Origin of the sequence: Pseudomonas sp. UBA2684 (genome assembly GCA_002354655.1) — a bacterium.
In the GTDB taxonomy this organism is placed as follows: Bacteria; Pseudomonadota; Gammaproteobacteria; order Pseudomonadales; family Pseudomonadaceae; genus Aquipseudomonas.
Window position 1 is genome coordinate 6,886 of sequence record DELY01000001.1, and the last position, 9,257, is coordinate 16,142.

At 65.2% G+C, this 9,257-nt stretch carries 6 protein-coding genes; 3 read left to right on the plus strand and 3 right to left on the minus strand.

The window, feature by feature from the left end; genetic code table 11:
• Positions 1-1,373: N-acetylglutaminylglutamine synthetase (gene ngg / locus B3M58_RS00040; protein ID WP_296216428.1), on the minus strand; the 1,373-nt coding region annotated here is incomplete at its 3' end.
• A gap of 188 nt (positions 1,374-1,561) precedes the next feature.
• Complete coding sequence (locus tag B3M58_RS00045; RefSeq protein WP_296216429.1) at positions 1,562-3,331, minus strand: N-acetylglutaminylglutamine amidotransferase; 1,770 nt, start codon at positions 3,329-3,331, stop codon at positions 1,562-1,564.
• Between the two features lie 111 nt (positions 3,332-3,442).
• On the opposite strand from B3M58_RS00045, the gene B3M58_RS00050 reads away from it, so the two are divergent.
• A complete protein-coding gene (locus B3M58_RS00050; RefSeq protein WP_296216430.1) occupies positions 3,443-3,916 on the plus strand; it encodes a MarR family winged helix-turn-helix transcriptional regulator in 474 nt (157 codons plus the stop codon).
• Between the two features lie 133 nt (positions 3,917-4,049).
• Here the strand turns inward: B3M58_RS00050 and mnmC are convergent, their stop codons facing one another.
• Positions 4,050-6,041, minus strand: coding sequence for a bifunctional tRNA (5-methylaminomethyl-2-thiouridine)(34)-methyltransferase MnmD/FAD-dependent 5-carboxymethylaminomethyl-2-thiouridine(34) oxidoreductase MnmC (gene mnmC / locus B3M58_RS00055; protein WP_296216432.1), 1,992 nt, complete (start codon positions 6,039-6,041; stop codon positions 4,050-4,052).
• Positions 6,042-6,164: 123 nt separating this feature from the next.
• Between mnmC and pap the strand changes: the two genes are divergently transcribed.
• Positions 6,165-7,652: a polyphosphate:AMP phosphotransferase gene (pap, locus tag B3M58_RS00060; protein ID WP_296216434.1), complete on the plus strand. Its 1,488-nt coding sequence runs from the start codon at positions 6,165-6,167 to the stop codon at positions 7,650-7,652.
• Between the two features lie 356 nt (positions 7,653-8,008).
• Positions 8,009-9,193: a thiolase family protein gene (locus B3M58_RS00065; RefSeq protein ID WP_296216437.1), complete on the plus strand. Its 1,185-nt coding sequence runs from the start codon at positions 8,009-8,011 to the stop codon at positions 9,191-9,193.
• Positions 9,194-9,257 lie beyond the last annotated feature (64 nt).

The window sequence follows — 9,257 nt, forward strand, 5'->3', positions numbered from 1 at the left end:
CCCGCCGTGGCGGCTTGGCGACGGCGGCTCTGCGCGTCGATCAGGTCGCCGATGCTGTGGCGGCCGTCGCCGATCACTTCGGCGGGGCGGCGAATGGCGGCGGCGACCACTGCGAAACCGATCACCACGATGCGCAGGTCGCAGCCTGGGTGAAAACTTTCCAGCAGCACACGGCTGTCGAACGGTTGTGCGCGTTCGATGGCGGCCTGCACCTCGGCCGGGGTGCGCAGATCGACCGCCACGCCCTGGCCTTGCTCGCCGTCCACCGGCTTGACCACCAGGCTGCCATGCTCGGCGAGAAACGCCGCGTTGTCTTCCGCGCTGCCGGCCAGACGCTGGGCCGGCAGGCTCAGACCGACGCGCGCCAGGCTGCGGTGGGTCAGGCGTTTGTCCTGGCAGAGGGTCATGCTCACTGCGCTGGTCAGGTCGGTCAGCGATTCGCGGCAGCGGATGCGTCGGCCGCCGTGGCTGAGGGTGAACAGCCCGGCTTCGGCGTCGTCCACCTGCACCTCGATGCCGCGACGGCGCGCTTCGTCGACGATGATCCGCGCATAAGGGTTCAGCTCTTCTTCCGGGCCGGGGCCGAGGAACAGAGTTTGATTGATGCCGTTCTTGCGTTTGATGCTGAAGGTCTGCAGCTCGCGAAAGCCCAGTTTGGCGTAGAGCTTTTTCGCTTGGCCGTTGTCGTGCAGCACCGACAGATCGAGGTAGCTCAGGCCACGGCTCATGAAGTGTTCGACCAGGTGCCGTACCAGCACTTCGCCAACCCCGGGCCGGCTGCAATGCGGGTCGACGGCCAGGCACCAGAGGCTACTGCCGTGTTCCGGGTCGCGATAGGCCTTGTCATGGTTGAGGCCCATAACGCTGCCGATCACCGCGCCGCTGTCTTCGTCTTCCGCCAGCCAGTACACCGGGCCGCCCTGATGGCGCGGGGTGAGCTTGCTCGGGTCGATCGGCAGCATGCCGCGCGTCTGGTACAGGCAGTTGATCGCTTGCCAGTCCGCGGCATTCTGCGCGCGGCGAATGCGATAACCGCGAAAGCCGCGACGCGCCGGACGGTAGTCGCTGAACCACAGGCGCAGGGTGTCGGAGGGGTCGAGGAACAATTGCTGCGGCGCTTGCGCCAGTACCTGCTGCGGCGCAGCCACATACAGGGCGATATCGCGCTCGCCCGGCTGCTCGGTGAGCAGGTCTTCGGCGAGGATCGCGGCATCCGGGTAGGTATGGCCGATCAGCAGGCGCCCCCAGCCGCAGCGCACCGCGACCGGCTGGCAGGGTTCGGCGCCATGGTCTTCGGCGAAGCGCGCTTGCAAGCGCTCGTAGGAGGGCGCCTGGCCGCGTAGAAGACGTTGATTGAAGGCAGTGGCTCGCATTGGCGTAGTCCTTTGCTATCTGCTGCGCCCGGATCGGTGCCGGGTCGTGAGTTCAGCCGTGACAACCCCGTTTCGGGATACGACCGTTGCGTAGTTCGCAGGATGGATTCGCGCCGCGTAATCCGTCGTTTACCGTGGTATTTCGCGGTAAACGGTGGAAGCCCCTGCGGGGATTCCACCCTACGCGGTTACAGGCCCTGTTCGCTCAGCCACAGGTTGAGTGCCGCCAGCTGCCACAACTTGGAGCCGCGCAGCGGCGTCAGTTGGCTGTGCGGGTCGCTCAGCAGGCGGTCGAGCATGGCCGGGTTGAACAGGCCGCGATCCTGGCTCGGGTCGACCAGCAGGTCGCGCACCCAGCCCAGCGTTGCACCTTCCAGATGCTTGAGACCCGGCACCGGGAAGTAGCCTTTCGGCCGGTCGATCACCGCCGCCGGAATGACCTGGCGCGCGGCTTCCTTGAGCACGTATTTGCCGCCGTCGGGTAACTTGAACCGACCCGGAATCCGCGCCGAGAGTTCCGCCAGGCGGTAATCGAGGAACGGCGTACGGGCTTCCAGGCCCCAGGCCATGGTCATGTTGTCGACCCGTTTGACCGGGTCGTCGACCAGCATCACCGTGCTGTCCAGGCGCAGTGCCTTGTCCACCGCGGCATCCGCGCCCGGCTGGGCGAAGTGCGCACGAACGAAGTCGCCAGCGGCGTCGCCGGTCAGCCAGTCGGGTTGCACGCAGGCGGCGTATTCGTCGTATTCGCGGTCGAAGAACGCCTGGCGGTAGGCGCCGAAGGCGTCATCGGCGCCATCGACTTGCGGGTACCAGTGGTAGCCGGCGAACAGTTCGTCGGCGCCCTGGCCGCTTTGTACCACCTTGCAGTGCTTGGCCACTTCCCGCGAGAGCAGGTAGAAGGCGATGCAGTCGTGGCTGACCATCGGCTCGCTCATGGCGCGGAAGGCCGCCGGCAGTTGTTCGAGGATTTCGTGCTCGCCAATGCGCAGTTGATGGTGCTGGGTGTTGAAGCGCTCGGCGATCAGGTCGGAGTACTGGAACTCGTCGCCGCGCTCGCCGCCAGCGTCCTGGAAGCCGATGGAAAAGGTCGAGAGGTTGTCCACCCCGGCTTCGCGCAGCAGGCCGACCAGCAGGCTCGAATCGACGCCGCCGGACAGCAGCACGCCGACATCCACGGCCGCGCGCTGACGAATCGACACCGCCTCGCGCATGCCGTCGAGCACGCGCTCGCGCCAGTCTTCGAAGCTGTACTGGGCTTCCTCGCCCTGCGGGCCGAATGCCAGGTTCCACCAGGTTTGCTGCTCGACCTGGCCCTGGGCGTCGATGCGCATCCAGGTGGCCGGCGGCAGTTTCTCGACGCCGGCGAGGATGGTGCGCGGCGCAGGCACCACCGCATGGAAGTTCAGGTAGTGGTTGAGCGCGATGGGGTCGAGGGTCTTGCCGATATCGCCGCCTTGCAGCAGCGCCGGCAGGCTGGAGGCGAAGCGCAGGCGTTGGCCGGTGCGCGACAGGTACAGCGGCTTGACGCCGAGGCGGTCGCGGGCGATGAACAGTTGCTGGGTATCGCGCTCCCACACGGCGAAGGCGAACATGCCGTTGAGTTTCGGCAGCAGGTCCTTGCCCCAGGCGTGGTAGCCCTTGAGCAGCACTTCGGTGTCGCCGCCGGAGAAAAAACGGTAGCCGAGGGCTTGCAGCTCCTCGCGCAGTTCCGGGTAGTTGTAGATGGCGCCGTTGAACACCATCGACAGGCCGAGATCGCTGTCGATCATCGGTTGGCCGGAGGCTTCGGCGAGATCCATGATCTTCAGTCGGCGGTGGCCGAGGGCGACCGGGCCCTGGCTATGGAAGCCGTGCGCGTCGGGGCCGCGGTCGGCTAAATGGTGGGTGATGCGCTCGACAGCGGCCAGGTCGGCCGGTCGTTGATCAAAACGTAATTCTCCAGCTATTCCGCACATAATTCCTTACCGGTGTTGCCGTTGGGGAGTGGTCCAGCTGCGCCGGACCTTTTACACCAAAACAAAAAAATGCTTTCATGTCAAAGTTAAATATCAGGTTTAAATGGCGTTATGGCTGAAAAAATAGTTTCGACTGAAATAGATTTGTCATCTGTTACGGCGTTTGAAATGCCGCTGTTTCAGGCCATGCGGCGTTTGCAGCAGGCGGGTGAAGTGCACGCCAAACGGCTCAGCCGTTTTGGTGGGCTGACGCCCATGCAGCTGATGATTCTGCAGGTGCTGGCCGGCGAGAAACGCCTGACTGCCAGCGATCTCAGCGGCCGGGTCAGCCTCACGGCGGCGACTCTTTCGGGCATGCTCGACCGCCTGGAGGAACACGGTTTGTTGCAGCGCCAGCGCGACGATCAGGATCGTCGACGCCAGTGGCTGCTGCTCAGCGATGCCGGCCGCGCCTTGATGCAACAAGCGCCGAGCCTGCTGCCGCCGGAGTTCCGCCAGCGTTTCGCCGCGCTCAGCGACTGGGAGCGCCACAGCCTCACCGCCGCGTTGTTGCGGGCGGCGGAGTTGTGCGGGGAGATGGATTGAGGCGCAGTCGTAGGGCGGACATGCCGCTGCGCGGCTTGTCCGCCGTGTAACCCGCAAACGCTGGCCCACCTTACGCAGCGGTTGTAGCCCGGATGCATTCCGGGAAATCAATATCGGGGCTGCCGCCGAAGCGCTATTGGGGGCCGCCGTTGCGGATCAACTGGCGCAGGGCGAAGCGGTTCGGGTGGCAGGCTTCGGCGACGTCGCGCGGCACGGGCAGCGGTTCGTCGTTCAGCCAGGCGGCGATCAGCTCGCCGGACAGCGGTGCGCTGATCAGGCCGCGTGAGCCATGGCCGCTGTTGATGTACAGACCGTCGAGCCAGGGGCAGGGTATGTCCGGCACTTGGCGGGCGTCCTTGCCGAGCACCGCGTAAGCGGCGTTGAACGCCGTGCGCTCGGCCAGTGGGCCGACAATCGGCAGGTAGTCCGGGCTGGTGCAGCGAAAGGCGGCGCGGCCTCGTAGTTCGGCGGGGTCGAGGTCGGTGCTGTGCAGGCGCTCGGCGAGATCGCTGGAGATTTCCTCGAGCAAGCGCAGGTTGTCTGCATGATCGGCGCTGTTTGCCGTCAAGTCGTCGCTGTTGAAGTCGAAGCTGGCGCCCAGCGTGTGTTCGCCCAGGCGCGCTGGGGCGACGTAGCCTTCGGCGCAAACCACGCTGCGCAGTGCCGCGCTGGTCTCGGTGGCCGGCAGGCTGCTGATTTGCCCGCGAATGCGTTTCAGCGGCAGCTCCGCGCTGTAGGGGAAGCGCTTGATCTCGGCGGCGCCGGCCAACACCACCACCGGCGCGCTGGCCAGCAGCTGCTCGCCGTTCCAGGCTTGCCAAGCTGCGCCCGCACGGCGCAGCTCCAGCGCCTCCTGGTGCAGGTGCAGGCGAATGTTGGCGTGGCTGGCCAGCAACTGGCACAGCGCTGGCGGATGCACCCAGCCGCCTTGCGGGTAGAACAGGCCGCCGGCCGGCAGGCGAATTCCGGCCTGCGTTTCGGCGGCGGCCTGGTCGAGGCTGATCAGCAAATCCTCGGGAAACGCCGCCGCCACTTGCGCCTGGCGCTGGCCTTCCTTGGCGTCGAAAGCCAGTTGCAGCACGCCGCAGTTGTCCCAGTCGCGGCCCTTGTGCAGCTGTTCGAGCAGGCGCCGGGTGTGGCCGAAGCCGCTGACGATCAGCCGCGACAAGGCGGTGCCGTGCGCCGAAAGTTTGAGGTAGAGCACGCCCTGTGGGTTGCCCGAGGCTTCCTGGGCGATGCCGGCATGGCGCTCCAGCAGCGTCACCTGCCAGCCGCGCGCGGCCAGGCTGGCGGCTGTGGCGCAACCGGCCAGGCCGGCGCCGATCACCAATGCCTGGCGTGCGTCAGGCTGCCAGCGCGGGCGGGCGAACCAGGGCTTGCCAGCGGCGGCGGCTGCGCCGATAAAGCGGCCCTTGAGCACTTCCCACTTCTTGCCCAGGCCGGGCACGCGCTTCATTTGCAAACCCGCTGCGTTGAGCCGCCGGCGTACATAGCCGGTGCTGGTGAAGGTGCCAATGCTGGCGCCGGGGGCGCTCAGCCGGGCCAGCTCGGCGAACAGCTCTGCGCTCCACATTTCCGGGTTCTTGGCCGGGGCGAAGCCGTCGAGAAACCAGGCGTCGATACGGGCGTCGAGCTGCGGCAGCAGTTCCATCGCATCGCCGATCAGCAGGGTCAGGGTGACCCGTCCATCGGCGAACAGCAGGCGCTGAAAACCCGGGTGCAGGGCGACGTACTGCGCCAGCAGCGCTGCGGCGAACGGTGCCAGCTCCGGCCATAAACCCAGGGCGCGTTGCAGGTCCTGCTGGCTGAGCGGGTATTTTTCGACGCTGACGAAGTGCAGGCGCGCGCCAGCCGCTGCGCGTTGCTCAAACAACTGCCAGGCGCAGAGAAAGTTGAGCCCGGTGCCGAAGCCGGTTTCACCGATGACCAGCCGCTCACCCTCGCTCAGGGCGGCAAAGCGTGCCGGCAGATCGTTGTTGGCGAGGAACACGTAACGGGTTTCTTCCAGGCCGTTGTCCTGGGAAAAGTAGACATCGTCGTAGACGCGCGACAGCGGCTGGCCGTGTGCATCCCAGTCGAGCTGGGCGGCTTGCGTGGCGGGGCGGGTGTGAGGAGCGTCGGGCATGGCGACCACCGAGTTGAGCAGGCGCGCATTCTAGCCGATTGCTCGGCGTGGATAACCGCACGGCGGCGGACAGATCCGCGGGCAATCCGCTAGGCTGGGGCAACAGACCTTAGGGAGCTGCATATGTTCGAATCCGCTGAAATTGGCCATGCCATCGACAAGGACACCTTTGCGGCCGAAGAGGCCCCGTTGCGCGAGGCGCTGCTGGAGGCGCAGTACGAGCTGCGGCAGCAGGGGCGTTTTGCGGTGATCATCCTGATCAATGGCATCGAGGGCGCCGGCAAGGGGGAAACGGTCAAACTGCTCAACGAGTGGATGGACCCGCGGCTGATCCAGGTCAGCACCTTCGATCGGCAGACCGACGAGGAGCTGGCGCGGCCGCCGGCTTGGCGTTATTGGCGGCAGTTGCCGGCCAAGGGGCGTATCGGCATCTTCTTCGGCAACTGGTACAGCCAGATGCTCCAGGGGCGGGTGCACGGGCGCCTCAAGGACGCCAGCCTGGATCAGGCCATCGGCGGCGCGCTGGGCTTGGAGCAGATGCTCTGCGATGAAGGCACGCTGATCTTCAAGTTCTGGTTTCACCTGTCCAAACAGCAGATGAAGGCGCGCCTCAAGGCGCTGCAAGACGATCCGTTGCACAGCTGGCGTATCAGCCCGCTGGATTGGCAGCAGTCGAAAACCTACGACAAGTTTGTCCGTGTCGGCGAGCGGGTGTTGCGCCGCACCAGCCGCGACTACGCGCCTTGGTATGTGGTGGAGGGGGTGGATGAGTATTACCGCAGTTTGACCGTCGGGCGCATTCTGCTCGATGGCCTACAAGCCTCGCTCAAGGCCAAGACACCGCGAGTGCCGCATCCGCATGCCGCGCCGCTGACCTCCAGCCTGGATGACCGCAACCTGCTCGATAGCTTGGACATGCGCCAGGCGCTGAGCAAGGCCGATTACCGCGAGCAACTGGCCGTCGAGCAGGCGCGTCTGTCGGGCTTACTGCGCGACAAGCGCATGCGCCGGCACGCCTTGGTCACGGTGTTCGAGGGCAACGATGCCGCCGGCAAGGGCGGCGCCATTCGCCGTGTGGCGGCGGCACTCGACCCGCGCCAGTACCGCATCGTGCCGGTGGCAGCGCCGACCGAAGAGGAGCGCGCACAGCCCTATCTGTGGCGCTTCTGGCGGCATATTCCGGGGCGCGGCATGTTCACCATCTTCGACCGCTCCTGGTACGGCCGGGTGCTGGTCGAGCGGGTCGAGGGCTTTTGCAGCCCGGCCGATTGGTTGCGGGCCTATGGCGAGATCAACGATTTTGAAGAGCAACTGAGCGAGGCCGGGGTGGTGCTGGTGAAATTCTGGCTGGCAATCGACCAGGAGACCCAGTTGCAGCGTTTCAAGGAGCGCGAGCAGATTCCCTTCAAGCGCTTCAAGATCACCGAAGACGACTGGCGCAACCGGGAAAAATGGCCGCTGTATCGCGACGCAATCGGCGATATGGTTGACCGCACCAGTACCGAAATCGCGCCCTGGACGCTGGTCGAGGCCAACGACAAACCCTTTGCCCGGGTCAAGGTACTGCGCACCATCAATGCCGCTCTGGAGGCGGCGTTTGCCAAGGATTGAATTAGGCGCTGTGTCCGTGACATGTTGATGCAGCCCTGCGCCTCGTGGGAGCGGCTTTAGCCGCGAAAGATCTTAAGTTTCGAGGATTTTCGCGGATAAATCCGCGCCCACAAAAGCGTGACCGCTCATGCAACACGTAATTGGCACATCGCCTTGAATTAACCCAGCGTTTCTGGAACGAGACCGCTGTGCGGGGTTACGCGGCACGCGACAGCGGCATTGCCTATTCGCGAAGAGGCCTGCGCCGCACGGTGCGCAGGATGGCTGCGCATACGTCTGGTGAATGATTGTCGCCTGGCGAGATTGTCCGGTTTTATTCTCGCGGCCTGTTCAACCATCAATCAATGAGGTGCGTCATGCGTGAAGTGGTGATCGTCGACAGCGTCCGGACTGGCCTGGCCAAATCCTTCCGTGGCAAGTTCAACCAGACCCGCCCGGATGACATGGCGGCCCATTGCGTCAACGCGCTGTTGGCGCGCAGCGGTCTGGACCCGGCGCTGGTCGACGACTGCATCGTCGGTGCCGGCTCCAACGAAGGCGCGCAGGGCATGAACATCGGCCGTAACGTGGCGGTGCTCTCCGGCTTGGGCACCCAGGTGGCGGGTATGACCCTCAACCGCTTCTGCTCCTCGGGCTTGCAGGCGATTGCTATCGCCGCCAACCAGGTGGCGTCGGGGTGCAGCGATATCATCGTCGCCGGGGGCGTCGAGTCGATCACCATGACCCTGAAAAGCATGAACACCGACAACCTGTTCAACCCGCTCCTGCAAAAAGACGTGCCGGGCATTTACTACCCGATGGGCCAGACCGCCGAGATCGTCGCGCGGCGCTACAACGTCAGCCGCGAAGCCCAGGACGCCTACGCCCTGCAAAGCCAGCAGCGCACCGCGCAGGCGCAGGCGGCCGGCCTGTTCGACGATGAAATCGTGCCGATGAGCGTCAAGTACCTGGTCGAAGACAAGGCCAGTGGCGAGAAAAAGCTCGTCGACGGCGTGGTCGAACGCGACGACTGCAACCGCGCCGACACCACCCTGGAAAGCCTGGCGGCGCTCAAGCCGGTGTTCGCCGAGGATGGCTCAGTTACCGCCGGCAACGCTTCGCAGCTGTCCGACGGCGCCTCGATGACCCTGGTGATGAGCCTGGAAAAAGCCATCGAGTTGGGCCTCAAGCCGAAAGCCTTCTTCCGCGGTTTCGTGGCGGCCGGTTGCGAGCCGGACGAGATGGGCATCGGTCCGGTGTTCTCGGTGCCGAAACTGCTCAAGGCCAAGGGCCTGAGCATCGCCGACATCGACCTGTGGGAGCTCAACGAAGCCTTCGCCTCGCAGTGCCTGTATGCCCGCGATCGCCTGGAAATCGACAACGCCAAGTACAACGTCAACGGCGGTTCGATCTCCATCGGCCACCCGTTCGGCATGACCGGCTCGCGCCAGGTCGGCCACCTGGTGCGCGAGCTGCAACGGCGCAACCTGCGTTATGGCATCGTCACCATGTGCGTGGGCGGCGGGATGGGCGCTACCGGGTTGTTCGAGGCAGTGCGCTAACGCGGAGTGTCGTTCATAAAAAACCGCGCCGGGTGCGCGGTTTTTTTATGGCTCTGTACCCGTT